The 25,535-nt window shown below is 72.5% G+C and carries 25 protein-coding genes, 1 tRNA gene and 2 pseudogenes; 20 read left to right on the top strand and 8 right to left on the bottom strand.

The genetic code is table 11. The features are described from left to right. Positions 1-79: 79 nt before the first annotated feature. Positions 80-451 carry a TspO/MBR family protein gene (locus ACI79G_RS21875; RefSeq protein WP_456883173.1) on the bottom strand — a complete coding sequence of 124 codons (372 nt, stop codon included), beginning with the start codon at positions 449-451 and terminating at the stop codon, positions 80-82. Positions 452-559: 108 nt separating this feature from the next. On the opposite strand from ACI79G_RS21875, the gene ACI79G_RS21880 reads away from it, so the two are divergent. The 5 genes from ACI79G_RS21880 to ACI79G_RS21900 all read left to right on the top strand — a co-directional run bounded on the left by ACI79G_RS21880 (position 560) and on the right by ACI79G_RS21900 (position 4,972). Beyond that, positions 560-1,438: an enoyl-CoA hydratase/isomerase family protein gene (locus tag ACI79G_RS21880; protein ID WP_456883147.1), complete on the top strand. Its 879-nt coding sequence runs from the start codon at positions 560-562 to the stop codon at positions 1,436-1,438. Positions 1,439-1,596: 158 nt separating this feature from the next. Beyond that, positions 1,597-2,742: a PhoH family protein gene (locus ACI79G_RS21885; protein WP_456883148.1), complete on the top strand. Its 1,146-nt coding sequence runs from the start codon at positions 1,597-1,599 to the stop codon at positions 2,740-2,742. A 5-nt stretch (positions 2,743-2,747) separates the two neighbouring features. Then, positions 2,748-3,251: an rRNA maturation RNase YbeY gene (ybeY, locus tag ACI79G_RS21890; protein ID WP_456883149.1), complete on the top strand. Its 504-nt coding sequence runs from the start codon at positions 2,748-2,750 to the stop codon at positions 3,249-3,251. Next, positions 3,248-4,633: a hemolysin family protein gene (locus ACI79G_RS21895; RefSeq protein ID WP_456883150.1), complete on the top strand. Its 1,386-nt coding sequence runs from the start codon at positions 3,248-3,250 to the stop codon at positions 4,631-4,633. The genes ybeY and ACI79G_RS21895 overlap by 4 nt, the downstream gene beginning before the upstream one ends. Before the next feature lie 6 nt (positions 4,634-4,639). Continuing rightward, positions 4,640-4,972, top strand: a complete 333-nt coding sequence (locus tag ACI79G_RS21900) for a cytidine deaminase (protein ID WP_456883151.1) — start codon at positions 4,640-4,642, stop codon at positions 4,970-4,972. Between the two features lie 141 nt (positions 4,973-5,113). On the opposite strand, the gene ACI79G_RS21905 is transcribed toward ACI79G_RS21900, so the two are convergent. Further along, positions 5,114-5,710, bottom strand: coding sequence for a hypothetical protein (locus ACI79G_RS21905; RefSeq protein WP_456883152.1), 597 nt, complete (start codon positions 5,708-5,710; stop codon positions 5,114-5,116). Positions 5,711-5,777: 67 nt separating this feature from the next. Here ACI79G_RS21905 and era point away from each other — a divergent pair, with 67 nt between their 5' ends. From era to ACI79G_RS21935, 6 genes are all read left to right on the top strand, one after another. Continuing rightward, entirely contained in the window at positions 5,778-6,704 is a 927-nt protein-coding gene (era, locus tag ACI79G_RS21910; RefSeq protein ID WP_456883153.1) for a GTPase Era, read from the top strand. 80 nt (positions 6,705-6,784) lie between these two features. Next, positions 6,785-7,576 (top strand): DNA repair protein RecO, encoded by a 792-nt coding sequence (gene recO / locus ACI79G_RS21915; RefSeq protein ID WP_456883154.1) that lies wholly within the window; start codon positions 6,785-6,787, stop codon positions 7,574-7,576. Between the two features lie 16 nt (positions 7,577-7,592). Beyond that, positions 7,593-8,345: an isoprenyl transferase gene (locus ACI79G_RS21920; RefSeq protein WP_456883155.1), complete on the top strand. Its 753-nt coding sequence runs from the start codon at positions 7,593-7,595 to the stop codon at positions 8,343-8,345. Between the two features lie 65 nt (positions 8,346-8,410). After that, positions 8,411-8,689 carry an antibiotic biosynthesis monooxygenase family protein gene (locus ACI79G_RS21925; protein WP_456883156.1) on the top strand — a complete coding sequence of 93 codons (279 nt, stop codon included), beginning with the start codon at positions 8,411-8,413 and terminating at the stop codon, positions 8,687-8,689. Positions 8,690-8,836: 147 nt separating this feature from the next. Beyond that, positions 8,837-9,184, top strand: coding sequence for a hypothetical protein (locus ACI79G_RS21930; RefSeq protein WP_456883157.1), 348 nt, complete (start codon positions 8,837-8,839; stop codon positions 9,182-9,184). Between the two features lie 162 nt (positions 9,185-9,346). After that, positions 9,347-10,750 (top strand): glycine--tRNA ligase, encoded by a 1,404-nt coding sequence (locus ACI79G_RS21935; RefSeq protein ID WP_456883158.1) that lies wholly within the window; start codon positions 9,347-9,349, stop codon positions 10,748-10,750. Between the two features lie 127 nt (positions 10,751-10,877). Here the strand turns inward: ACI79G_RS21935 and ACI79G_RS21940 are convergent, their stop codons facing one another. Next, positions 10,878-11,516, bottom strand: coding sequence for a class I SAM-dependent methyltransferase (locus tag ACI79G_RS21940; protein ID WP_456883159.1), 639 nt, complete (start codon positions 11,514-11,516; stop codon positions 10,878-10,880). A gap of 58 nt (positions 11,517-11,574) precedes the next feature. Between ACI79G_RS21940 and dusB the strand changes: the two genes are divergently transcribed. The 7 genes from dusB (at position 11,575) to ACI79G_RS21975 (ending at position 19,972) form a co-directional block, all read left to right on the top strand. Continuing rightward, positions 11,575-12,747: a tRNA dihydrouridine synthase DusB gene (gene dusB / locus ACI79G_RS21945; RefSeq protein ID WP_456883160.1), complete on the top strand. Its 1,173-nt coding sequence runs from the start codon at positions 11,575-11,577 to the stop codon at positions 12,745-12,747. A gap of 41 nt (positions 12,748-12,788) precedes the next feature. Then, positions 12,789-13,235: a hypothetical protein gene (locus ACI79G_RS21950; protein WP_456883161.1), complete on the top strand. Its 447-nt coding sequence runs from the start codon at positions 12,789-12,791 to the stop codon at positions 13,233-13,235. 278 nt (positions 13,236-13,513) lie between these two features. Beyond that, the gene (gene ppdK, locus ACI79G_RS21955; protein ID WP_456883162.1) at positions 13,514-16,225 is read left to right on the top strand and encodes a pyruvate, phosphate dikinase; all 2,712 of its coding nucleotides are present in this window, start codon (positions 13,514-13,516) and stop codon (positions 16,223-16,225) included. Between the two features lie 135 nt (positions 16,226-16,360). After that, complete coding sequence (locus ACI79G_RS21960; protein ID WP_456883163.1) at positions 16,361-16,990, top strand: YdcF family protein; 630 nt, start codon at positions 16,361-16,363, stop codon at positions 16,988-16,990. Continuing rightward, positions 16,987-17,508, top strand: a complete 522-nt coding sequence (locus tag ACI79G_RS21965) for a hypothetical protein (RefSeq protein ID WP_456883164.1) — start codon at positions 16,987-16,989, stop codon at positions 17,506-17,508. The genes ACI79G_RS21960 and ACI79G_RS21965 overlap by 4 nt, the downstream gene beginning before the upstream one ends. Further along, on the top strand, positions 17,508-19,394 hold the full coding sequence (gene dnaG, locus ACI79G_RS21970) for a DNA primase (protein ID WP_456883165.1): 1,887 nt from the start codon (positions 17,508-17,510) through the stop codon (positions 19,392-19,394). Before ACI79G_RS21965 ends, dnaG begins: the two co-directional genes overlap by 1 nt. Beyond that, the gene (locus ACI79G_RS21975) at positions 19,391-19,972 is read left to right on the top strand and encodes a hypothetical protein (RefSeq protein WP_456883166.1); all 582 of its coding nucleotides are present in this window, start codon (positions 19,391-19,393) and stop codon (positions 19,970-19,972) included. Before dnaG ends, ACI79G_RS21975 begins: the two co-directional genes overlap by 4 nt. Before the next feature lie 53 nt (positions 19,973-20,025). On the opposite strand, the gene ACI79G_RS21980 is transcribed toward ACI79G_RS21975, so the two are convergent. Next, complete coding sequence (locus tag ACI79G_RS21980) at positions 20,026-20,346, bottom strand: hypothetical protein (RefSeq protein WP_456883167.1); 321 nt, start codon at positions 20,344-20,346, stop codon at positions 20,026-20,028. Between the two features lie 140 nt (positions 20,347-20,486). Here ACI79G_RS21980 and ACI79G_RS21985 point away from each other — a divergent pair. Then, positions 20,487-20,559, top strand: a tRNA-Asn gene (locus ACI79G_RS21985). A gap of 334 nt (positions 20,560-20,893) precedes the next feature. Here the strand turns inward: ACI79G_RS21985 and ACI79G_RS21990 are convergent. The 3 genes and pseudogenes from ACI79G_RS21990 to ACI79G_RS22000 form a co-directional block, all read right to left on the bottom strand. After that, entirely contained in the window at positions 20,894-21,346 is a 453-nt protein-coding gene (locus ACI79G_RS21990; protein ID WP_456883168.1) for a tetratricopeptide repeat protein, read from the bottom strand. A 117-nt stretch (positions 21,347-21,463) separates the two neighbouring features. After that, on the bottom strand, positions 21,464-21,673 hold the full coding sequence (locus ACI79G_RS21995; protein WP_456883169.1) for a hypothetical protein: 210 nt from the start codon (positions 21,671-21,673) through the stop codon (positions 21,464-21,466). 2,203 nt (positions 21,674-23,876) lie between these two features. Next, a pseudogene (locus ACI79G_RS22000) lies at positions 23,877-24,166 on the bottom strand (transposase); the annotation flags it as partial. A 725-nt stretch (positions 24,167-24,891) separates the two neighbouring features. Between ACI79G_RS22000 and ACI79G_RS22005 the strand changes: the two are divergent. Further along, a complete protein-coding gene (locus tag ACI79G_RS22005; protein ID WP_456883170.1) occupies positions 24,892-25,197 on the top strand; it encodes a hypothetical protein in 306 nt (101 codons plus the stop codon). Here ACI79G_RS22005 and ACI79G_RS22010 read toward each other — a convergent pair. Next, positions 25,173-25,535, bottom strand: a pseudogene (locus tag ACI79G_RS22010) (FxSxx-COOH system tetratricopeptide repeat protein); the annotation flags it as partial. The gene ACI79G_RS22005 and the pseudogene ACI79G_RS22010 sit on opposite strands and share 25 nt — an antisense overlap.

Raw genomic sequence — 25,535 nt, forward strand, 5'->3', positions numbered from 1 at the left:
TGCGTCGGTTCCCGCCGGACGGCGGCCGCACTGAACGGTGGTACCGCTCAGCGTGGGTTGCGGCGGGCGATGGCCCCGCTCAGCGCCGCCGCGAACGACGTCCACACCGCATGGGGCACCAGCGCCGCGCCGGCCCGGCGGTCGACCGCCCACGACCGGCGGCCAGGTCGGCCGTCGACGCGGCCAGCAGCACGGCCTCGGCGGTGGCGGCCACCGGTCGCCGGGCGCGGAAGAAGACCCAGGTCCGGCCGGTGTTGAGCGCCAGGTTGGCCAGGTAGGCGCGCAGGTACGCCCGCCGTGCCGGCCCGCCGGACCCGGCCAGCGACCGGCCGCCGGCGAGGGCGAGCAGCACGTACAGCGCCGTCCACACCGGCCCGAACGCGGACGCCGGCGGCTGCCACGGCGGCTTGTCGAGCGCGCGGTACCAGCGGGTGCCGGTCGCCGTGCCGATCCGCCGAGGACGGCGGTGGCCGTGACGGCGGCCGAGGTCAGGGCGTAAGGGAGCGGTCGGCCATGCGACCCCGCGTACCCGGCTCCGGCGTCTGCCAGGCTGCCGGGCATGACCGACACCCCCACCGGCGACACGAGGACCAGCGACACGACGACCAGCGACACGACGACCAGCGGCACGACGCCCGTGCGCATCGAACGGGACGGCGACGTCGCCGTCGTCGTCCTCGACAACCCGCCGCTGAACCTCTTCGACGCCCCGGTGCTCGACGCGATCGAGGCGGTCGCCGACGAGCTGGTCCGGCTCACCGACCCGGCCGACCCCGCGCGGGCGCGGGCGGTGCTGGTCGAGGCGCGCGGCAAGGTCGTCTCCGCTGGCGTCGACGTCACGGTGTTCCGCGACATCGCCGAGGGCCCCGAGCCCGCCGAGCGCGGTGCCGACCTGTGGCGGCGGCTGCTGCGCGTGGCGCAGACCTTCGAGGACCTCCCGGTGCCCACCGTCTTCGCCGCGCACGGGCTGACCCTCACCGCCGCGTTCGAGCTGGCGCTGGCCTGCGACGTGCTGCTGGCCGCGGAGCGGGCGTCGTTCGGGCTGGTCGAGATCGTCGTCGGGCTGACCCCGTCGATGGGCGGGCCGCAGCGGCTGGCCGAGCGGGCCGGGTCCGCGCGGGCCAAGGAGCTGGTGTTCACCGGCGAGCGCTACCCGGCCGCCGTCCTCGAGCGGTGGGACGTGGTCAACCGGGTGCTGCCCGACGAGGGTTTCGCCGAGGCCGCCCGCGCCTACGCCCGCCAGGTCGCGGCCGGCCCGACCGTGGCGCACGCGGCCACCAAGCAGCTGGTCACCACCGCCGTCCGGCAGGGCGCGCGGGCCGCGGACGACCTGGTGCCCGACGTCTCCGGTGCGCTGTTCGCCACCGAGGACCTGCGCGGCGCGGTCTCCTCCTTCCTCGCCGACGGACCGGGGAAGGCCACCTACGCAGGGCGTTGACGTCCCGCGGTGGTCCGGAGACTCCTGCTGACGGACCGGTGAAGGCGACGTACCCGGGCAGGCGAGCGACGGTCCCGGACGGCGGTTCCGGGGCTCCGCGCGCGGGTAGACTCGAACGGTCCACACCTCCTCTCGCAGGAAGGCAGGGTCGAGGGTTCTTGCCCGACTCGTCCCCGAACGTCCCCGTGCCCGGAGCGCCCACGTCCCGTGAGGCCTCGGCGCAAGCCGCAACCGCCGACGGCCACCCCGGACAGCCCGGCCTGGGGGACGTCGCCCCGGCCGCCGTCCGGACCACCATCACCGTCCCCGACTCCGTTCCGATGGTCTCGCTGCTCGGCTCCGGCGACGAGCTGCTGCGCCTGGTCGAGAACGAGGTCGACGCCGACGTCCACGTGCGCGGCAACGAGATCGCCGTGACCGGACAGCCGGCCGACAACGCCTTCGCCGTCGCGGTGTTCGACGAGCTGATCGCCCTGCTCGGCACCGGTCAGGTGCTGCGCCCGGACTCGGTGCGCCGGGTCATCGGGATGCTGCGCGCCGGCGGCTCCGAGCGGCCGGCCGACGTCCTCAGCCTCGACATCATCAGCCGCCGCGGGCGCACGATCCGGCCCAAGACGCTGAACCAGAAACGCTACGTCGACGCCATCGACGCGCACACCATCGTCTTCGGCATCGGCCCCGCCGGCACCGGCAAGACCTACCTGGCGATGGCCAAGGCCGTGCAGGCGCTGCAGACCAAGCAGGTCAACCGGATCATCCTCACCCGCCCGGCCGTGGAGGCCGGCGAGCGGCTCGGGTACCTGCCCGGCACGCTCAGCGAGAAGATCGACCCGTACCTGCGGCCGCTGTACGACGCGCTGCACGACATGGTTGACCCCGAGTCGATCCCGCGGCTGATGCAGTCGGGGACGATCGAGGTCGCCCCGCTGGCCTACATGCGCGGGCGCACGCTGAACGACGCCTTCGTCATCCTCGACGAGGCGCAGAACACCACCGCCGAGCAGATGAAGATGTTCCTCACCCGGCTCGGCTTCGGCTCCAAGATCGTCGTGACCGGTGACGTCACCCAGGTCGACCTGCCCGGCGGCGCGCAGAGCGGGCTGCGGATCGTGCGCGAGATCCTCGACGGCATCGAGGACGTGCACTTCGCCAACCTGACCAGCTCCGACGTCGTCCGCCACCGGCTGGTCGGCGACATCGTCGACGCCTACGAGCGCTGGGACGCCAGCAACAGCCAGAACCGCCCGACGGCCGGCCAGCCGCAGCCGGCCCGGCCGTCACGGCCGCGCCGCCAGGGGAGCTGAGCGCCGTGCCCGTCGAGGTCGCCAACGAGTCCGAGATCGCCGTCGACGAGTCCTCCCTCGCCGCCATCTGCACGTACGTGCTGGGCGAGATGGGCGTGAACCCGATGGCCGAGCTGTCGGTGCTCTGCGTCGACCAGGACTACATGAGCACGCTGCACGAGCGCTGGATGGGGGAGAAGGGGCCGACCGACGTCCTCGCCTTCCCGATGGACGAGCTGGACACCGGCCGTCCCGACGAGCCGGACCCCGGCCCGGCGCTGCTCGGGGACGTCGTCCTGTGCCCCTCGGTCGCCATCAAGCAGGCCCGCGCGGCCGGCCACACGATGGACGACGAGCTGATCCTGCTCGCCACGCACGGCGTGCTGCACCTCCTGGGCTACGACCACATGGAGCCCGAGGAGGAGAAGGAGATGTTCGGCCTGCAGACCAAGCTGCTCGACGGCTGGCGCGCCGCCCCGCGGGCCCCGATGACCGGTGCGGCCGTCCCCCGGGGACCGGTCGACCGATGACCTCCGGCGAGATCACCCTGCTGGTGATCGCCGTCTGCCTGATCCCGTTCGCCGGCCTGTTCGGCGCGATGGACGCCGCGCTGCAGCGGGTGTCCAAGGCGCGCGTCGACGAGATGCGCCGGGACGGCGTGAAGCGGGCCGGCGTGCTCTCCGACGTCGTGGCCGAGCGCGCCCGGCACGTGGCGCTGCTGCTCCTGCTGCGGATCGCCTGCGAGATGGTGGCCGCCACCTTGGTCGCGGTGATCCTCTACCGGATCTGGGGCGGGGGCTGGCAGGCGGTGCTGGTCGCGGCCGGGGTGATGACCGTCGTCAGCTACGTGCTGGTCGGGGTCGGCCCGCGCACGCTGGGCCGCCAGCACGCCTACGGCACCGCGCTGGCCGGCGCGGGCGTCGTCCGGCTGCTGGGCAGGGTGCTCGGGCCGATCGCCACGCTGCTCATCCTCATCGGCAACATGATCACGCCCGGGCGCGGCTTCCGGGACGGGCCGTTCTCCTCCGAGGTCGAGCTGCGTGAGCTGGTCGACATGGCCGAGGAGCGCGGCGTCGTCGAGTCCGGCGAGCGCAACATGATCCACTCGGTGTTCGAGCTGGGCGACACCATCGCCCGCGAGGTCATGGTCCCGCGCACCGACGTCGTCTGGATCGAGCGGAGCAAGACCCTGCGCCAGGCCCTCGCGCTGGCCATGCGCAGCGGGTTCAGCCGCATCCCGGTCATCGGGGAGAACGTCGACGACGTCGTCGGGATCATCTACCTCAAGGACCTCATCCGCCGGACCCAGGGCGGGCAGGACCCGAAGAACACCGTCAAGGTCGAGGACCTCATGCGCCCGCCGACGTTCGTGCCGGAGTCCAAGCCGGTCGACGAGCTGCTGCGGGACATGCAGGCCCAGCGCATCCACATCGCGATCGTGGTCGACGAGTACGGCGGCTTCGCCGGCCTGGTGACGATCGAGGACATCCTCGAGGAGATCGTCGGCGAGATCGCCGACGAGCACGACCGCTTCCAGCGCCCGCCGGTCGAGGAGCTGCCCGACGGCTCGGTGCGGATCACCGCCCGGCTGCCGGTCGAGGACCTCGCCGCCCTCTTCGACGTCGAGCTGCCCGAGGACGACGACGTCGAGACCGTCGGCGGCCTGCTCGCCCGCGAGCTCGGCGTGGTGCCGATCGAGGGCTCCGAGGCCGAGGTGGCCGGGCTCAAGCTGGTCGCCGAGAGCACCGGCGGACGGCGCAACCGGATCGACACCATCCTGGTCTGCCGGGCGCCCGAGCCCGCCGAGCCCGCGGACGACGGGGAGCCGCAGCCGCACGGGGCGACCGCCTCGGGCGCCACGGCCGCCGGGGCCACCCGCGTCGAGGAGCCCGCCGGCGCCGTGGAAGGGTGACGGTCCGTGAGTGACCTGCAGCCCGAGGACGCCAAGCTCGTCACCCTGGCCCGCTCCGCGCGCGGCCGCACCGGCGCTCCGGAGGGCGCGGCGGTCCGCGACACCGACGGCCGCACCTACCTGGCCGCCACCGTCTCCCTGCCGTCGCTGCAGCTGTCCGCGCTGCAGGCCGCCGTCGCCGCCGCCGTCTCCAGCGGGGTCGAGGGGCTGGAGGCGGCCGCCGTCGTCTCGGCCGCCGACGGCGTCGAGGAGGCCGGGCTGGCCGCCGTCCGCGACCTCACCCCGTCCGCCCCGGTGCACCTCGCCGGCCCGGACGGCGCCCTGCGCACGACCGTGTGACCTGCGGTCCGCGGCTGGCCGCTCGGCCGCGCGCAGCCCGCCGGCGGCGGGCCCAGCGGGTGTCCCCCCCCCCCCCCCGCCCGCCTCCACCTGCGAGCGGGGGTGGAGGAGCGCCGGGGGACCTGCCGGGTCGGCCCTGGCTCAGCTCAGCGGCCGGCCGAGGGCCTCGGCGAACGCCTCCGGGTCGCGGACGCGCGTGGTGAACGCCTGCTCCGTCGTGCCGTCGTCCGACAGGTGCCGGACGGCGACCGGCGTCCGCCCCGGCCACCAGCCCCCGCGCCGGGCGGCCTGCGGCCAGCCCGCCGGCGGGGTGCCGCGGCGCACCTCCAGCACCTGGCTGGTGCCGAGCACGTGCCGGGACGACGCCCCGAGCAAGCCGGCGGCGTCGGAGGAGACCCCGGCGTCCGAGACGGTCAGCCGGGTCGTCGACAGGACGAGGACGGCCAGCCCGGCGAGGACGGCGACCGGTGCCTCACCGGCCACGGTCGACGGTCCACCGACCCAGGCAGCGGTGCCGAGCCAGGCCGCGACGACGGCCAGCACCGTGACCACCAGCCACGGCCGCGCCGGGTCGTACTGCCAATAGCGCAGCGGCGCGGGTGTCACCGTGGCCGAGCGTCGGGTCCCGCGTGCCGGGGAGAAGCGGTACGCCTCGACCTGCAGCTGGTGCCGCTGGCGCTCCCGCGCGGTCCGCTCGGCCGTCGACTCGCCCGGCTCCCGCCGTCTGCGTCCCGCCACGGACCCGATCCTCCCAGCCGTCCCGGACGGCACGGGCGGCGCGGGGGTGTCGTCCCCAGGTGGGAGGATGGCGGGCGTGACACCACCGGACCAGCCGCCCTACCGGAGCGGCTTCGCCTGTCTGGTGGGCCGCCCCAACGCGGGCAAGACCACGCTGACCAACGCCCTGGTCGGTGAGAAGGTCGGCATCGTCAGCAACCGCCCGCAGACCACCCGGCACGCCATCCGCGGCGTGGTCCACCGCCCCGGCGGGCAGCTGGTGCTGGTCGACACCCCGGGTCTGCACAAGCCGAAGAGCCTGCTGGGCCGGCGGCTCAACGACGTCGTCCGCGACACCCTGTCCGAGGTCGACGTCGTCGTCTTCTGCGTGCCGGCCGACCAGCCCGTCGGCACCGGCGACCGGTTCATCGCCCGGCAGCTGCAGGGGGTCAGGGCGCCGGTCGTCGTCGTGGTGACCAAGACCGACGCCGCGAGCAAGAAGCAGGTCGCCGAGCAGCTGCTGGCCGCGAGCCAGCTGGTCGAGGCCGCCGAGGTCGTGCCGGTGAGCGCCGTGCGCGGAGACCAGGTCGAGCTGCTCGAGGACCTGCTCGTCGGCCTGCTGCCCGAGGGCCCGCCGCTCTACCCGGAGGAGCAGACCACCGACGAGGACGTCGAGCGGCAGATCGCCGAGCTGGTCCGCGAGGCCGCCCTGGAGAAGGTGTTCCAGGAGGTGCCGCACTCGCTCGCGGTCACCGTCGAGGAGATGACCCGCCGTCCCGACCCCAAGCAGGACGGCGGCGAGCTGGTCGAGGTCCACGCGCTGCTGCACTGCGAGCGCCCGAGCCAGAAGCCGATGCTGCTCGGCCGCGGCGGGCAGGTCATCAAGGCGATCGGCAGTGAGGCGCGCCAGGGCATCGAGGCGCTGCTCGGCGCCCGCGTGCACCTCGATCTGCACGTCACGGTGCTCGGTGAGTGGCAGGACGACCCGAAGAAGCTGAACAGGCTGGGGTACTGAGGTGGCGGCGGAGTGAGCATCGCAGGGAGCGCCGGCGACCGAGGAGCGGAGCGAGCCGGCGCCGGGGGGTGCAGCTACTGATGTCCACCACACCGCAGTCGCTGTACCGCGACGAGGGCGTCGTCCTGCGCACCCAGAAGCTGGGCGAGGCCGACCGCATCGTCACGGTGCTCACCCGCCGGCACGGCAAGGTCCGCGCGGTGGCCAAGGGCGTGCGCCGCACCAAGAGCAAGTTCGGCGCCCGCCTGGAGCCCTTCAGCCACGTCGACCTGCAGCTCTACACCGGACGCACCCTCGACATCGTCAGCCAGGCCGAGTCGATCCGCTCCTACGGGCAGCCGATCGTCGCCGACTACCCGGCCTACACCGCCGGCACCGCGGTGCTGGAGACCGCGGACCGGCTCACCGCCGAGGAGAAGGAGCCCTCGCTGCGGCTCTTCCTCCTCGTCATCGGGGCGCTGCGGGCGCTGGCCGAGCGCACCCACCCGGCGCCGCTGGTGCTCGACGCCTTCCTGCTGCGCGCCATGTCGGTCGCCGGGTGGGAGCCGGCGCTGGGCGGCTGTGCCCGCTGCGGCGAGGAGGGCCCGCACCGGCACTTCTCGGTGCCCGCCGGCGGCATGGTGTGCCCGCCCTGCCGCCCGACCGGCTCGGCGATGCCCAACCCGGCCACCATCGAGCTGCTCGACGCGCTGCTCACCGGCGACTGGGACGCCGCCGAGGCCAGCCAGCACGCCAACCGCCGTGAGGGCAGCGGGCTGGTCGCCGCGCTGCTGCAGTGGCACCTGGAGCGCGGGCTGCGCTCGCTGCCGCTGGTCGACCGGTCCGATCCGACGGCGCCGCGCCGGGAAGCAGGTCTGCTGAGTGAGGCGTGAGGTCCCGCGTCGAGAGGTGAAGGCCCCGAACCCGCACCCCTCGGGCGCCCGGCCACCGCAGCTGCCACCGGACAAGGTGCCCGGCCACGTCGCGATCGTGATGGACGGCAACGGCCGCTGGGCCGAGCAGCGCGGGCTGCCGCGCACCGCCGGGCACGAGGCGGGGGAGTCCTCGCTGTTCGACTGCGTCGAGGGCGCCATCGAGCTGGGCGTCAAGGCGATCAGCGCCTACGCGTTCTCCACCGAGAACTGGCGGCGCAGCCCCGAGGAGGTCCGCTTCCTCATGGGCTTCAACCGCGACGTCATCCGCCGCCGCCGCGACGAGATGCACGAGCTCGGGGTGCGGGTGCGCTGGGCCGGCCGCCGTCCCCGGCTGTGGCGCAGCGTCATCAAGGAGCTCGAGGTCGCCGAGGAGCTCACCAGGGGCAACGACGTCCTCACGCTGACCATGTGCGTCAACTACGGCGGCCGGGCCGAGATCGCCGACGCCGCCGCGGCCATCGCCCGCGAGGTCGCCGCCGGCCGGCTCGACCCCGCGAGGGTCGACGAGCGCACCGTCGCCCGGTTCCTCGACGAGCCGGACATGCCCGACGTCGACCTGTTCGTGCGCAGCTCGGGGGAGAGCCGCACCAGCAACTTCCTGCTGTGGCAGTCGGCCTACGCCGAGTTCGTCTTCCTCGACACGCTCTGGCCGGACTTCGACCGCCGGCACCTGTGGGCCGCGTGCGAGGAGTACGCCTCGCGGCAGCGCCGCTTCGGCAGCGCCTGAACGAGGACCCGTCCTCCCCGGCCTTCGCAGGCCCGGGGCGGGGCCGCGCCGAGAGGAGGCTGATCGTGTTCGCGGTGACCCGGATGCGGGTGCCCGAGGCCGACGCCGACGGGTTCGCCGCCGCCGTCGACGTCCTGCTGGCCGCGCTCGCCGCCCGTCCCGGCTTCCGGGACGGCGAGCTCGGCCGCTGCACCGACGACGACGGGCTGTGGGCGCTGGTCACCCGGTGGGATGGCGTCGGCGCCTACCGCCGGGCGCTGTCGGCGGCCGAGGTCAAGCTCGCCGGGGCGCCGGTGTGGGTGCACGCGCTGGACGAGCCGGGCGTGTACCTGCCCGAGGGGTGATCGCCCGCCCGCGTGGGCATCCCCTGTGCAGGCCAGGGCCCCGAGCACGGAGGACGCGCGATGAGCGAGCCCAGGCGAGACGACGCGACGCCACCGGCGGCAGAACCCACCATGAGGGTCGAACCGCCGCCAGTACCGGGACGTGCGGTGCGCGAGCAGCTCGCGCGGGGCGAGCTCGCCACGCCACCGGTCCGCCCGGACGAGCAGACCGTCCACCTCGACGGCCCCCCGCCGAGGGACCCCGACCGCACGCTGGAGCTCGACGGCACGCTGCGCGCCGGCGTCGTCGTCGGGCCGAGGCCCAAGCCGAGACGACGTCGGCGCACCTGGCCGTGGATCCTCGCCGTCGCGCTCGTGCTCCTGGTGCTCGGTGCGGTCCTGCTGGTCATGCTGTGGCGAGGTGCGACGCTCCCGGGCGACGTCCGGTTCCTGGGCGCGCAGCTGCGGGTGGCCGGCGAGGTCGGCGGGTGGTCCGGCGGGACGGTCCCGCGCTGACCTCCACCGCTGCCCCGCACCGTGGGCAGGGGGCGAGGCCCGCAGGAGGGGACCAGCCGTCCGCGCCGGGACGCCCGCCCGGGCGGCGGGGGAGCAGCCGAGCGGCGGCAACTACCGTGGACGGGTCAACCGCCGACCGCCAGCCGGATGGAGCCCCTCGCCGTGAGCGACAGCACCGCCAAGCACGACCCCGCCCGCCTCGACAAGGTGGTGAACCTCTGCAAGCGCCGGGGGTTCGTCTTCCCGTCGGGCGAGATCTACGGCGGCACCCGCTCCGCCTGGGACTACGGGCCCCTGGGCACCGAGCTCAAGGAGAACATCAAGCGGCAGTGGTGGCGCACCGTCGTCCAGGGCCGTGACGACATCGTCGGCCTGGACTCCTCGGTGATCCTGCCGCGCCAGGTGTGGGTGGCCTCCGGTCACGTCGGCGTCTTCACCGACCCGCTGACCGAGTGCCAGAACTGCCACAAGCGGTTCCGGGCCGACCACCTGGAGGAGGAGTTCGAGGCCCGCAAGGGCCGGGCGCCGGAGAACGGCCTGGCCGACATCAGCTGCCCGAACTGCGGCACGAAGGGCGCGTGGACCGAGCCGCGCGACTTCAACATGATGCTCAAGACCCACCTCGGCCCGGTCGAGGACGAGTCCGGCCTGCACTACCTGCGCCCGGAGACCGCGCAGGGCATCTTCGTGAACTTCGCCCACGTGATGGGCGCGGCCCGGAAGAAGCCGCCGTTCGGCATCGGCCAGATCGGCAAGTCCTTCCGCAACGAGATCACCCCGGGCAACTTCATCTTCCGCACGCGCGAGTTCGAGCAGATGGAGATGGAGTTCTTCGTCGAGCCCGGCACCGACGAGCAGTGGCACCAGTACTGGATCGACGAGCGCACCCGCTGGTACACCGACCTGGGCATCTCCCCGGAGAACCTGCGGCACTACGAGCACCCCAAGGAGAAGCTCTCCCACTACTCGACGCGCACCGTCGACATCGAGTACCGCTTCGGGTTCCAGGGCTCGGAGTGGGGTGAGCTCGAGGGCATCGCCAACCGCACCGACTTCGACCTGAAGACGCACTCGGAGCACTCGGGCGCCGACCTCACCTACTTCGACCAGGCCAGCAACACCCGCTGGACGCCGTACGTCATCGAGCCGGCAGCGGGACTGACCCGCTCGCTGATGGCCTTCCTCATCGAGGCCTACACCGAGGACGAGGCGCCCAACGCCAAGGGCGGCGTCGACACCCGCACCGTGCTGCGGCTGGACCCGCGGCTGGCACCGGTCAAGGCCGCCGTCCTGCCGCTGTCGCGCAACGCCGACCTCTCGCCGAAGGCCCGCGACCTGGCCGCGAAGCTGCGGCAGAACTGGAACGTCGACTTCGACGACGCCGGCGCGATCGGCCGCCGCTACCGCCGGCAGGACGAGATCGGGACGCCGTTCTGCCTCACCGTCGACTTCGACACCCTCGAGGACGACGCGGTGACCGTGCGCGAGCGCGACTCGATGAGCCAGGAGCGGGTCGGCCTGGACCAGGTCGAGACCTACCTGAAGACCCGCCTGCCCGTCTGCTGAGTGATCCGTCGGCCCACCGGCCGACACCGCGGCCCGTGGGAGGGCCCCGTCCCGCCGGCTCGGCGCCGACCGGGCAGTTGCGGTCGGCGACACGGCCGGACACGCCGATCGGGACGACGGCCACTGCTCACTCGGCCGCGGGCCTGTGCCAGAGGAGCAGGTACCGCCAGAACAGCAGCCGCCGCACCCGGGCGCCGGGCAGCAGGCGGGCGGCCTCGGCGCGGACCTGCCGGACGGTGCGGTCGGGCTCGGCCACGGGCATGGCGGCGTGCGTGGCCTCCGGGCGGAACAGGTCCGCGCCGGTGAGCGGCCGCAGCGCGGCGAACCCCAGCCCCAGCGCGGAGTGCGCCACCGCCGCCGCCAGCTCCACCCCGAGCTCGCGGGGCAGGTCGGTGCGGGGGAGGGCCACCGCGGCGAGGACGCCTCCCGGGCGCACCCAGCGGGCCATCCGCGGCAGGACGTCGGACAGCGGCAGGTGGTGGAGCAGCGCGGAGCTCAGGACGGCGTCGTAGTGCCCGGCGGGGAGGTCCGCCGTCCGCAGGTCGGCCAGGTGCACCGTCAGGTTGGGCGGAGCCGCGTGCGCGGCGGCGGTCACCATCCCGGGCGAACGGTCGACCGCGTCGACGTGCTCGACCCGCCGGGCGAGCCGGCGGGCCAGCGTCCCGGCGCCACAGCCGACGTCCAGCACGCAGGTGGCGTCCGGGGGGACCTGGGCGAGCAGCAGGCGGTGGTACCAGCGGTTGTGGTCCCAGTCGGTTCCCCGCACGGGGCACCCCCTGCCGTCGAGCGCCGGGTGACCTGCCTCGCCACCTACCCTGGAGATCGTGAGCAGCAGCGTCCTCGAGCGGCCGTCGTCCCCCGTGACCGGCCCGGCTCCGCTGCGCCTGGGTGCGCTCACCGTCGACCCCGCCGTGGTGCTCGCGCCGATGGCCGGCATCACCAACCCGGCCTTCCGCACGCTGTGCCGCGAGTTCGGCGCCGGGCTCTACGTCTGCGAGATGATCACCACGCGGGCGCTGGTCGAGCGCAACGAGAAGACGCTGCAGATGGTACGGGCGACCCCCGACGAGGCGGACGCCTTCTCCGTGCAGCTCTACGGCGTCGACCCGGCCACCGTCGGCCGCGCCGTGGAGATGCTCGTCGACGAGGGCGTCGCCGGCACCCGCCCGGCGCACGTCGACCTGAACTTCGGCTGCCCGGTGCCCAAGGTGACCCGCAAGGGCGGCGGGTCGGCGCTGCCGTGGCGGCGGGTGCTCTTCCGCGACATCGTGCGGGCCGCCGTCCGCGCCGCCCGGGACGTCCCGGTCACGGTGAAGACCCGCATCGGCATCGACGCCGACCACGTCACCTACCTCGACGCCGGGCGGATCGCCCAGGACGAGGGTGCCGCGGCGATCACCCTGCACGGGCGCACCGCCGACCAGCTCTACAGCGGCACGGCCGACTGGGCCCCGATCACCCGGCTCGTCGAGGCCGTCGACATCCCGGTGCTCGGCAACGGCGACATCTGGGAGGCGGACGACGCGCTGCGGATGGTCGCCGAGACCGGTTGCGCGGGCGTCGTCATCGGCCGCGGCTGCCTGGGCCGGCCGTGGCTGTTCGGTGACCTCGCGGCCGCCTTCGCCGGGCGGACCCGCCGCGCGCTGCCGACGCTGCGCGAGGTGGCCGCGGTGATGCACCGGCACGCCTCGCTGCTGTCCGAGGAGCAGGGCGAGCTGCACGGCTGCACCGACTTCCGCAAGCACGTCGCCTGGTACCTCAAGGGGTTCTCCGTCGGCTCCGACGTCCGCCGGGCGCTGGCGATGGTCAGCTCGCTGGACGAGCTGGCCGAGCTGCTGGCCGGCATCCCCGACCAGCCCTACCCGACGGCGGTGCTCGGCGGGCCACGCGGACGCACCAGCCCGCCGCGGCCGGTCGCGCTGCCCGAGGGCTGGCTGGCCGACCGCGACGACCCCCGGCCGCCGGCCGGGGCCGAGCTGCTGGTGAGCGGCGGATGAGCGTCGACGAGCGCGGCGGGCACACGGACCGGAGTCGAGCCATGAGTGACGGCCCCTACCTCTACGACGACGACCCGGCGCCGCTGCACACCGGCACCCCCCGTCCCGCGCGGGCGCTGATCCTCGCGGTGATCGGCGGGACCGTCGCCGTCGCCGTCGGCATGGCCGTCGGCCTGCCGCTGGTCAAGGGCAGCCCGGAGGAGCAGGCCCGCGAGGTCTCCGGGGTCTTCCTCGCCGCGCTCGCCCAGGACGACCTCGAGACCGCCTACGGGCTGCTCTGCGCGGAGGAGCGGGCGCGGCTGGCGCCGCAGGCGGTGCTCGCCGAGTACGCCCTCGGCGGCGCCGGTGAGGTCACCGGCACGACCGCCGACGAGGTGGACGGCGCACCGGTGCAGCGCGTCGAGGTCGCGTGGAGCGACGGCAGCACCTCCACCCTCACCGTCGTCAGCCAGCAGGGCGCCCGCGTCTGCGGGACCGCCGCCGGCTGAACGAGACCCTTCCCCTCGCCCCTCGTGGGAGGACCCCGTCCTCCCCACCCCTCGCGAGCTCGGGGCGGTGCCCTGGAGGGGGCCGCGCTCCCGGTCGCCGTCCGTCTGGCGCGTTCCAGGCGGGTGGTCCACCATCGCTGTCTGATCTCGAGATGACGTATGAGACGTCTGCCCATGGCGGCGTCTCGGGACCGTGCTCGCCGGGGCGGCGACGGGAGATCCCGGACGCCGTCCCGGTAGGCACGAACCCAGCCGGCGGACGAGCGCGGAGGTGCACGGTGGGCAGTGGTACCGGGACGGCCACGTGGGTCTACGACTTCAGCGAGGGCAACAAGGACCAGAAGGACCTGCTGGGCGGCAAGGGCGCCAACCTGGCCGAGATGACCAACCTCGGGCTGCCGGTGCCCCCCGGGTTCACCATCACCACCGACGCCTGCCGCTTCTACCTTGAGCACGGCAGCACCCCGCCGGAGCTGGCCGACCAGGTGACCGAGCACCTGACGGCGCTGGAGAAGGCGATGGGCAAGACCCTCGGCGACCCGACGGACCCGCTGCTGGTCTCCGTGCGCTCCGGGGCCGCCGCCTCGATGCCCGGGATGATGGAGACCGTCCTCAACGTCGGCCTCAACGACGAGTCGGTCCGCGGGCTGGCCGCCCAGTCCGGCAGCGAGCGCTTCGCCTGGGACTCCTATCGCCGGCTGATCCAGATGTTCGGCAAGACCGTCCTCGACATCGACGGCGAGCTGTTCGAGCACGCCCTCGACGAGGCCAAGCGCGAGCAGGGCACCGAGTCCGACCTGGACCTCGACGCCGAGCACCTCGAGGACGTCGTCGGCCGGTTCAAGGCCATCGTCCGCGAGCAGTGCGGCCGCGACTTCCCGCAGGACCCGCGCGAGCAGCTCGACCTGGCGATCAACGCCGTCTTCGACTCGTGGAACTCCGAGCGGGCCATCCTCTACCGCCGCCGCGAGCGCATCCCCAGCGACGCCGGCACCGCGGTCAACGTCGTCGCCATGGTCTTCGGCAACCTGGGCATGGACTCCGGCACCGGCGTCGCCTTCACCCGCGACCCCGGCACCGGCGAGCAGGGCGTGTACGGCGACTACCTGCAGAACGCGCAGGGCGAGGACGTCGTCGCCGGCATCCGCAACACCGTGCCGCTGCCCGAGCTGGAGCGGATCGACGAGGGCGCCTACCGCGAGCTGCTGTCTATCATGAGCACCCTCGAGTCGCACTACCGCGACCTGTGCGACATCGAGTTCACCGTCGAGCGCAACAAGCTCTGGATGCTGCAGACCCGCGTCGGCAAGCGGACGGCGGCGGCCGCCTTCCGGATCGCCACCCAGCTGGTCGACGAGGGCCTCATCGACATGGACGAGGCCGTCCGGCGGGTCACCGGCGACCAGCTGGCCCAGCTGATGTTCCCGCGGTTCGTCTCCGGCGGGGACGCCACCCAGCTCACCCAGGGCATGAACGCCTCGCCCGGCGCCGCCGTCGGCAAGGCGGTGTTCTCCTCGGAGACCGCCGTCCAGTGGGCCGACCGGGGCGAGAAGGTGGTGCTCGTCCGGCGGGAGACCAACCCCGACGACCTCTCCGGGATGATCGCCGCCGAGGGTGTGCTCACCAGCCGCGGCGGCAAGACCTCGCACGCCGCCGTCGTCGCCCGCGGCATGGGCAAGACCTGCGTCTGCGGCGCAGAGGAGCTGCAGGTCGACACGAAGAACCGCCGCTTCACCGCCCCCGGCGGGACGGTCGTCGAGGAGGGCGACGTCATCTCGATCGACGGATCCACCGGCCGGGTGTGGCTGGGCGAGGTGCCGGTCGAGGACTCCGCCGTCGTCCGCTACTTCGAGGGCGAGATCGACCCGGACTCCGCCGAGGCCGACGACCTGGTGCGCAGCGTGCACCGGATCCTCACCCACGCCGACGAGGTGCGGCGGCTGGACGTGCGCACCAACGCCGACACCCCCGAGGACTCCGCCCGCGCCCGGCGCTTCGGCGCCCGCGGCATCGGCCTGTGCCGGACCGAGCACATGTTCCTCGGCGACCGGCGGCAGCTGGTGGAGAAGCTGATCCTCGCCGAGGACGACGAGGGCAAGCAGACCGCCCTCGACGCGTTGGCGCCGCTGCAGAAGCAGGACTTCCTGGAGATCTTCGAGGCGATGGACGGGCTGCCGGTGACCGTGCGGCTGCTCGACCCGCCGCTGCACGAGTTCCTGCCCGACCTCACCGACCTCTCGGTGCGGGTGGCGGTCGCGGAGGCCGAGGGGCACCCGGACGAGGCCAACCTGCGGCTGCTGGCCGCCGTGCGGCGGATGCACGAGGAGAACCCGATGCTCGGCCTGCGGGGTGTGCGCCTCGGGCTCGTCCAGCCGGGGCTCTTCGCCATGCAGGTGCGGGCGATCGCCGAGGCGGCCTGCGAGCGCAAGGTGGCCGGCGGCGACCCGCGGCCGGAGATCATGATCCCGCTGGTCGGGGCGGTGCAGGAGCTCGAGGCCATCCGCGAGGAGGCGGAGGAGGTGCTCGCGACGGTGTTCGAGGAGTGCGGCGTCGAGCTCGACGTCCTCATCGGCACGATGATCGAGGTGCCGCGCGCGGCGCTCACCGCCGCCGAGATCGCCCAGTCGGCCGCGTTCTTCTCCTTCGGCACCAACGACCTCACCCAGATGACCTGGGGCTTCTCGCGGGACGACGTCGAGGCCGCGTTCTTCCACGCCTACCTGGACAAGGGCATCTTCGGCGTCTCGCCGTTCGAGTCGCTGGACCGGCCCGGCGTCGGCCGGCTGGTCGAGGTCGCCGTCGGGGAGGGCCGGGCGGCGCGGCCGGATCTCAAGCTCGGCGTCTGCGGCGAGCACGGCGGCGACCCGGACTCGGTGCACTTCTTCCACGAGGTCGGGCTGGACTACGTGTCCTGCTCGCCGTTCCGCGTGCCGGTGGCCCGGCTCGAGGCCGGCCGCGCGGCGCTGGGAGCGGACCGCGCCGGCTCCTGAGGGAGGACCGCGAGACCTGCGCACTGGCGCCCATCAGCGCCCCGATGACGGCGAGTGTGCAGATCTCGCGGAGGTGGCCCGGCACACCCGTAGCACCGGCTCCGAACCGACGGCCTCGCGTGGTACCCATGACGGGTGGGCGTGCGCGCGGGGAGCCTGGTGGGCCGGGTGGTGGGCGCCGTGGTGCTCGCCGTCGTCCTGCTGGTCGTCTCCACCGCGACGGCGATCTGGTGGACGGCGCGGCAGGACTCGCAGCCGCACTCCGACGCGATCGTGGTGCTCGGGTCGGCCCAGTACAACGGCGTCCCGTCGTCCATCTTCGAGGCGCGGCTGGAGCACGCGCTGCAGCTGTTCGAGGACGGGGTCGCGCCGGTGATCGTGACGGTCGGCGGCAAGGCCGACGGTGACCAGTTCACCGAGGCGGCGTCCGGGCAGGCCTACCTGGCCGAGGCCGGCGTCCCGGAGGACGCGCTGCTGGCCGTCGAGGAGGGCGTCGACACGCTGGAGAGCATGCGGGCCGTCGGCACCGCCTTCGACGAGCGCGGCTGGGACTCGGCGGTGCTGGTGACCGACCCGTGGCACGCGATGCGCGCCGAGCGGATGGCCGAGGACGCCGGCATCACCGCCGACAGCTCGCCGACCCGGCAGGGCCCGGCGGTGCAGACCCGCACCACGCAGTTCCGCTACATCTTCCGCGAGACGGCGGCCTACCTGCTCTACCGCGCGACCGGCGAGAGCGTCGCCGGCGCCCCCGGGATCGGGTGAGGCGCGTGCTCGAGCTGGGCAGGGCCGGCAGCGCCGGCACGGGGAGGGGCGTGCGGCCGGTGCTGCGCGACGGCGTCGTCGTCGCCACGCTGCGGGCATCGAACTGGAAGGAGGCGGCCACGGCCGTCGTCGACGACCGCGAGTGGGTGCTCGCGAAGGCCAGGCGCGAGCTCACCGGTCGGTGGGCGGCCGATCCCGAGGGGACGGCGCGGCTGCGCGCCCGCCAGACCTCCTTCTGGAGGGGAACCTGGGAGGCCGACCTGGAGGGGACGCCGGTGCAGGCCGAGGTGGTCTCGCGGTGGAAGGGCGGCCACCGCTACCGGTCCGGCGGGAGGGTGATCGCCGAGACCGGGACGACCGGCGGCTGGTCGCCCCGCCCCACCCTGACCGCGGACGAGTCGTTGCCGCTGGACCACCAGGTCTACCTGCTCTGGTTGGCGCTGGTCATGAGCCGCCGCGACGAGGCGGCGACGATGGCCGCGGTCGCCGGCGGCGCAGCCGCGGCGGGAGGCAGCTGATGGCCGGCCGGGGACGCATCCGCGCCGCCGACATCGCCCTGGTCCGCGAGCGGTCGCGGATCGACGAGGTCGTCGGTGACCACCTGCAGCTCAAGCGCGCCGGCGGGGGCAGCCTCAAGGGCCTCTGCCCGTTCCACGACGAGAAGTCGCCGTCCTTCCACGTCACGCCCAGCCGGGGGCTCTACCACTGCTTCGGCTGCGGGGTGGGCGGTGACGTCATCCGCTTCGTGCAGGAGATGGACCACCTGTCGTTCACCGAGGCGGTCGAGCTGCTGGCCGCTCGGGCCGGCGTCGAGCTGCACTACGAGGACGACGGCGGCCGGCCCACCGGCGCTCCGGACCGCTCGCAGGCCGGGCAGCGGGCCCGGCTGGTGGCGGCCAACACCGCGGCGGCGGCCTTCTACGCCGAGCAGCTGCGCAGCCCGGAGGCCGCGCCGGCCCGGCAGTTCCTCGCCGACCGCGGCTTCGATCGGCAGGTGGCGCTGGACTTCGGCTGCGGCTTCGCCCCCGGCGGCTGGGACACGCTGACCCGGCACCTGCGCGGCAACGGGTTCACGCAGCAGGAGCTGGTGACGGCGGGGCTGGCCAAGGAGTCCAGCCGGGGCACGCTCATCGACCGTTTCCACCGCCGGCTGGTCTGGCCGATCAAGGACATCACCGGCGACGTCATCGGCTTCGGCGCCCGCAAGCTGATGGACGACGACCAGGGGCCCAAGTACCTCAACACCCCGGAGACGCCGCTCTACAAGAAGAGCAGCGTGCTCTACGGCATCGACCGGGCCAAGCGGGACATCGCCCGCCGTCACCAGGCCGTCGTCGTCGAGGGCTACACCGACGTGATGGCCTGCCACCTGGCCGGCGTCACCACTGCCGTCGCCTCCTGCGGGACCGCGTTCGGGCCCGAGCACATCAGCGTGCTGCGCCGGCTGCTCATGGACCAGGACGAGTTCCGCGGCGAGGTCATCTACACCTTCGACGGCGACGCCGCCGGGCAGGCCGCGGCGATGAAGACCTTCGCCGAGGACCAGCGCTTCGTCGGCCAGACCTTCGTCGCCGTGGAGCCCGACGGCCGCGACCCCTGCGAGCTGCGGCAGGCGCACGGCGACGCCGCCGTCCGCGACCTGGTGGGCCGCCGGACGCCGCTGATCGCGTTCGTCCTGAAGACCACGCTGGCCGGCTACGACCTCGACACCGTCGAGGGCCGGGTGGCCGCGCTGGAGAAGACCGCCCCGCTCGTCGCCCAGATCAAGGACCACGCGCTGCGCCCGGCCTACGCCCGCCAGCTGGCCGGGATGATCGGCAACACCGACGAGGCCGAGGTGCTCGAGCGCGTCCGCCGGATCACCGGGGACACCGGTGGACCGCCGCAGCGGGGCCGGGCGCGGACGCCGCAGAAGAGCCCGGACGACGTCGCGGTCGAGGTCGAGCGGGAGGCGCTGAAGGCCGCGCTGCAGAGCCCGGAGCTGGCCGGGCCGTCGTTCGACGCGATCCCGGTCGAGGCCTACACCGACCCGGACTACGCGGCGGTGGCCGCCGCGGTCGCACAGGCCGGGGGAGCGGCCGCCACCCGCGTCACCGGCCCGGCCTGGTTGGACGAGGTGGCCGCCCACTGCACCCGGGAGAGCGCGACCGCGCTGCTGACCGCCCTGGCCGTCGAGCCGATGCGCTCGGTCGGCGAGGCCGACGCCGGCTACGTCAACGCGGTGCTGGCCCGGCTGGAGGAGATGCACACCGTCCGGCAGGTGGCCGCGCTCAAGGGCCGGTTGCAGCGGATGAACCCGGTCGAGGCCGGCGACGAGTACATGAAGGCGTTCGGCCAGCTCATGGCGCTGGAGCAGCAGGCGATCTCGCTGCGCAAGCGCGCGATGGGTGGGCTGGGCGCGTGAACCTGCTCGACCGCGTGCGGCAGCGGTTCACCCGGCCGCCGGAACTCGTCCGCGCGGTGGTGCTCGCCTCGTCCGACCCCGACGAGCGGCTGCTGGCCTGGGGAACGCTCGTGCGCGACGAGGGCTGGCTGGTCGCGACCTCCCGTGGGCTGCGCCGCGTGCCGGCCGACCTGGCGCTGCCGCAGGCCGGCGAGGTCGGCGTCCTGCCGTGGCACGAGGTCGGCACCGCCCGGTGGACGGCGACCGGCGACGGCGGCGGTCGCTTCGAGGTGACGCCGCTGACCGGGGTCGAGCCCGGGGTGCAGGCGCGGCTGCCGGTGGAGCGGCACGCGCTGGCCGACGCGGGGAGCCTGCCGCCCGTCGTCCGCCGGCGGGTGGACCAGACGGTGGTCGCCAGCCGGCGCGCTCCGTTGCCCGGCGGAGGAGGGGTCGTGCTCGTCGCCCGGCGGCTGCCCGGTCAGGCGGAGCGGGAGTGGACCGTCGTCTTCGACGACGACGCCGACCGCGACGACCCCACCGCGCGCGAGGTCGCCCGGCAGCAGCTGGCCGAGGCGGTCGCGGCCGACCAGCCGGGCTGAGCCGGCCGGCCGCGACCGGCCCCGGCAGGGGGCCTACCGCGACCGCCGGGGCCTCAGAGCCCGCCGGAGGTGTCCGGCGGCGGCAGCGGCGTGTCCGACGCCGGGGTGGTGCCGGGGGCGGTGCGGGCCCGCGGCACCGAGCCCGGGCGGGACGCCGTCGAGCGGTCGCTGGAGCCGCCGAGGCCGACCCGGGCACGGGCCGAGTTGAGCACGCCGTCGGCTCGGGCCTGAGCCATGCCGGCCAGCCCCTGCAGCTGCGGGTTGTCCTTGGCCTGCTCCCACGCCCGGCGGATCTGCTCGTAGCGCTCCGTGCCTGCCTTGGCGCCGAGCACGTAGCCGGCACCGAAGCCGACGAGGAAGGACAGCTTCGCCATGGAGAACCTCCAGGTGAGACGAGGGGGACCGGACGATCACGGTAGTCGCGTTCCGGTGTGGCGCGCGACGCAGAGGGCCCTGTGCGGCTGCGTGGACGGCGTGGGGTAACCTCGTCCCTGCGCGCGGGCACGCCCGCCGATCCCCCGTAGCTCAATTGGCAGAGCATGCGACTGTTAATCGCAGGGTTATTGGTTCGAGTCCAATCGGGGGAGCAAAGCTCCTGGTCAGTGCGGTGTGGACACCACTGCCGAGTCTGAGGCCCATAATCAACCCAGACTTTTCCCTCTGAGGGACCTGCGCCTGCATCACCGGGGCCGGCCGCGGGCTCGCGGTCCCGGTGAACTCCGGCATCGGCCGCAGCTGCGGGCGGGGCGGATAGGGCACCGGCGCACGGCAGCCGCACGGATGGACCGGCGGCCTCCCCCGCAGAGGTGACCGTCAGGTGGCGTCCGGCACAGGGCCGGCTGCTGGCCATGCGTCTGGTGGCATGACACGCCGCCTCCCGAACACGTCTCAGGTCCCCGCGCGGTGCTGAGCGGTGACGGGCTACCGGAGCTGTCGGATGCGTCGTGCCTCGCTCCGGCTGCTGGCCGCCCCCTCCAGGTTCCCTTGCCGTTTCTGCACGTCGGCGAGGGCCTCCAAGTCGGTGGCAACCTTCGGGTGATCGGGCCCGTAGGCGGCCGTGTGGATCTGTACGGCCCGGCGGAAGGCATCCGCGGCTCCCGCAAGGTCGCCCAGGTCGGCGCAGACTCTTCCGAGGCTGTACAGGCGCACAGCGATCTGCGGCTTGGGGCCCAGCGCCGCCTCGGTGATCTGCAGGGCCATCTCGTACTGGGCTTGGGCACCAGGCGGATCTCCCAGGTCGCCCAGCACGCTGCCGAGGTTGCTGCGCCGGGTGGCGACGTCGGGGTGGTCGGGGCCGAGCGCGACCTCGCCGAGCTGCAGGGTCCGCTCGTACTCGGCTCGGGCACCGGGCAGATTCCCCAGGTCGCCCAGCACGTTGCCGAGGTTGTTGCGCAGCGGACCGGTGCACCCATTTCGACGGCGGCGATCGAGGACGTCACCGGAGCGCTGACCCTTCTGGGCCGGGCGCTGACCGGACTGGTCGAGACGGGCTCACCGACGATCAGCGCCCGGCAGCAGACCGCCACCGAACTCGCCGATGCCTGCGCCACTGTCGGCCGACTGTGGCCGCGGACCGGCGGGCCGCTCACCGATCTCGCCGACGCCGTCGACCTGATCGGCCGCGACCGGGTGAGCATGGGCCGCTCGGATCAGTGGGCGGTCACCGTGGAGCTGGCCGAGGTGGTCGACCACTGCGCGCACCTCGGGCTCCAAGGCGAGGCGTCCATGGGGCCAACGAGACCGAGTTGCCGGGACGAACGCCGCGATCCACCGAGCCGTCCCTGTCCAATGCCGCGAATCGCCCATCCACCTCGGCGCTCACGCGTGCCGTTGGTGTCGACCGTCTCCGCTGTACACCATTGGGTCTGACAATCCGTGCCGGTCAGCCGTGAGCCAGGCTCAGCCGAGGCTCCTCCGGTCGAGGCCCAACGTGTAGGGCTCGCGTCGGGCTTCGTCACAGTCGGCTTGTCCGCTCCATCGAGGCTCATGCTGACCTCAGAGGCATAGGTGATACGTGAGGATCACGCGAACCCATGTGCGACATCGGCTGACAGGTGGGGGTAGATCCTTCAAGTGCTGGTCGTCGTCCACCTCCTCAGGGAACGCCATTACGACCCACGCAGGCCCGTCCGGCCGCAGCACGGCGGATCCACGCTCCCCGGTGAGGTGCAAGCCGCAGGTCGGCACAGCGACCAAGCCGAACGACTCCTGATTCGTTGGTCATTCTCTGCGGTCTGACTCATCACAAAGCGTCGTCCCTGCTCTTCCCTAGCAGATTCACGTCGCTCCATGGCCCCGAATGGTGCTTACGGGGCTCCGAAGTGGGTTTCGGTCGCGCTGTCGCATGGTCAGCCTGCACCATTGGCTCGGATGCTCCGCTGACGAGATATCAATCCTCCCGCCAAAGGGCGTGATACGTCGGTGACGTCTCCGTGACGCTGACTGAGCAGGCTCAGCGTGACCGCGTTGGGCGACCCGCGAGGCGGGGCGTCGCCGGCCAGAGACAGCGATACGTCGGTAGATGCTGCATCCGGCTCTGATGGCATGAGGCCGTCGATCCGGAAGTGACTCAGGGTGGTGATCTTGTTAGATGGGGGCCAGGAGGGTTGCTCGACCGCGCCAGACGGCCGCGAGGCGTCGCCGGAGCAATGGACGCCTCGCCGAGCGTCCTCCTTTATGGAAAAGGCCGGTCGCTTGGTTTCTAAGAGCGGTACTTGTAGCTGTCACGGGTCTCGCAACCGAAACCTTCGCAGCCGTCCTGCGCTCGTGGCTGAACCCTGACGAGTTGGCAGATCGAGTTGCAACATCACAGCCCATCAGTGTGGCGGGCTTTCAGCGTGATGCACTGTACGGGTGGTCGACGCCAGCCTCGGTGCCTACTGACGACATCCGCGACACGCCGGTCGACCCGCCTGACGAAACGCGCCACACGGATTGGCTACGGCGACATGATGCCTACGGACTCATGCAAGAGGACATCCAGTTCACACTCAGAGGGGAACGAGCGCAGCCGGTAGTCATTACACAGTTTCGCCCAAGGCTCGTGTCTTGTGGACCGCCGGTCTCCGGGGCCGTGTTCTTCGCTCCTCCCGAAGGTCAGAACGATGTGAAGCGGTTGACCGTCAACCTTGATCGCAGAACCCCAATCTTCCACGAATGGGATGGATTGTCCCCCCGCAGTGCTCCCGAGCCGTATTTCGCGGCCCACACAATCAGCCTTGCCCAAGGCGAACAGATGGCGTTCTCTGTTACGGCTTTCGCCGGCGAGCGCTCATGCAAGTGGCACCTCGAGGCGGATTTGCTCGTCAGTGGAAGGAAAGAGACGCTTACGCTGACCGAGGCTACGGGCCCCCTAGCGGTCACTGGGGAGGTGCACCCGACCCAGTACCGGGATTTCTACGTTCTTTCCTACCTGTTACCTGAAGCCCTGCAACTTGAATCAGCGGAGACGGCTCCAAGTTATACACGTGTCGACCCTTCTGAGCGAGGAGTCGACCCTTATGGGGAAGTGTGCGTAGATGGCCAGCCGACTCGATGCATTGACCGGCCATGGTCGACAGAATTCTTACCGGGTTATGTGGAGTGATATCGCCGCTTAGCTACCAGAGGAGGACTCGCCAGAGGTCGGCCGGGGTCGGCCTGCCAAAGTCGTCGATGGCATGCCATGAGGCGTCAGGGAGCCGTGAGGCACGGCCAGTTGCTTGTCGGGCGGCGATCTATCCCTGAGCGGCCCACTCGGGGACACTCGCCCGGAGCATGGCGTTGCAGCAAGGCAGAGCTATGTCAGGTCGGGACTTGGAGTCGCGGATCGCTGGTGCTGGCGAGCGACAGCAGGCCCGCCACCAACCCACAGGGCTAGTGCCGATGGAGCCAGCGGCGCAAGAGGGACGATGGCGCGCGACGGTCAAGTCCCCGGGCGTGGTGTTTGGCGGTTACCGCGTGATCTTGGTCTGGTCAGGCGCTGAGCGCCGGAATGGTCACCTCCTCGGTGATCCGTTCGTGTTGTCGACTGGTTGCAGCCGGCAGCCGGCAGCCGGCAGCGGGCGAGGACGTCGAGGCCGAGGTAGCGGCGGCCTCCGGTCCATTCGCCGTGTTGTGGGCCAGCACCGCCCCGACCAGGCGGACCAGCGCGTCGCGGTCGGGGAAGATGTCGACGACGTCGGTGCGCCGGCGGATCCCGCGGTTGAGTTGCTCGTGCTGTGGCGCGGCCCGCCGACCCCGCTGAGCCGGTCCCTGGGGAGGGGACCCCTGTACCCCCTGGGGATGATCCCTCGCAGCCATTCCTGGGGTTCGCTGGTGTTAGCAGCCGAGAACTTGCCACAGTTTTGAAGTAGACCGGTTCCCTTGTTGTCTGCTTGGCCGTTCCTGGCCTGTCGGTCGTTAGATGCACTGTCACGGGGTCCACCTCGATGCCCACTCCAAGCCGGCGAGTCGCCCTAGAATGGCCGTTCAAGGCCAAGCGGCGCCCGAGACGCTCGGTAATGCTGAGGAGGTTCTAGCGCCACTCAGCGGACTAGCGGCCCTAGCGGGTGAGGAATGCGACGAACACTCCTCGCCGGATGGGAATCACTGGACAGCCGATGCGGTAGACCATCGTTGGGTGCACCGTGACGACGAACGGACCCCGGCTCGGCTTGCATAAGTAGAAGGTCCGGCCACATCACCGCCAAGGGGTGGACCGCCGTGACCCGACCGACGTTTCGGGCCATGTTGCCCACCTCCCGGTCCACGGACTCTCGGATGAGGGGCATTGGGGCGTTGTCCAACATCGTGTCGGGGTGGACGTCGCACACGATCTCGTTCCGTCCCGGCTCCGCAGGTCACTGGCGGTGACGGCATGGTGACGTTGGCGTGACGCAGGGTGCGGAGGATTGGGACTGCCCGAAGCTTCACCCACACTGGAAGGAAGGAAGCCTGAAGTGCCTGACAACTACACCTTCGCGGCTGTCGCCTCACCGGGGGACGTCACCCACCTCCTCAAAGACAAGAGGGCCCGCAAGGCGAGAGTGGCGGCTGTCGGACAGGAAAATCAACACAAACGATTCAATGTCTGGTATGTCCCTTCGCATGACCACAAGGACTGGCACTTCAAGGAGATTCCATTTGACTTGAACAGCGATGACGACACGAAGGCTGTCACCAAGGAGCTCAACAAATCAGATCTGGCCGCCGTGACATTCTTCGGGCAGGAGAAGAAGTACTACGTCTGGTGGATCGACGACTGATCCGCGACCACACCTCCTAGCCCCGGATCTCTCTGAGGTGAGTGGGCCGCAGCCTTCATCCCAATTGCTGCGGCCCACCCGGCCATGTCCTCGTCACTGATTGAAGGAACAATCCTTCGGGTTTCGAGCCGGTGGCGGATCACCGCCTGCACCAGCCGGTGGAGCTGGAAGCCGTCGGGGGAGCGCGGGGCCAGGGAACAGCTGACCGGCGCGCCGATGGTGTCGGCCAGCGCGTCGGGGTCGGCGGCGGCCGCCCGCAGCGGCTCCTCCAGCAACGTGACGTACTCGGTGAACAGGCGGACTGGGATGGGTTCGGGGGCGAGGAAGGCGGCCAGCTC

The sequence above is a fragment of the Geodermatophilus sp. SYSU D00779 genome (assembly GCF_054050595.1).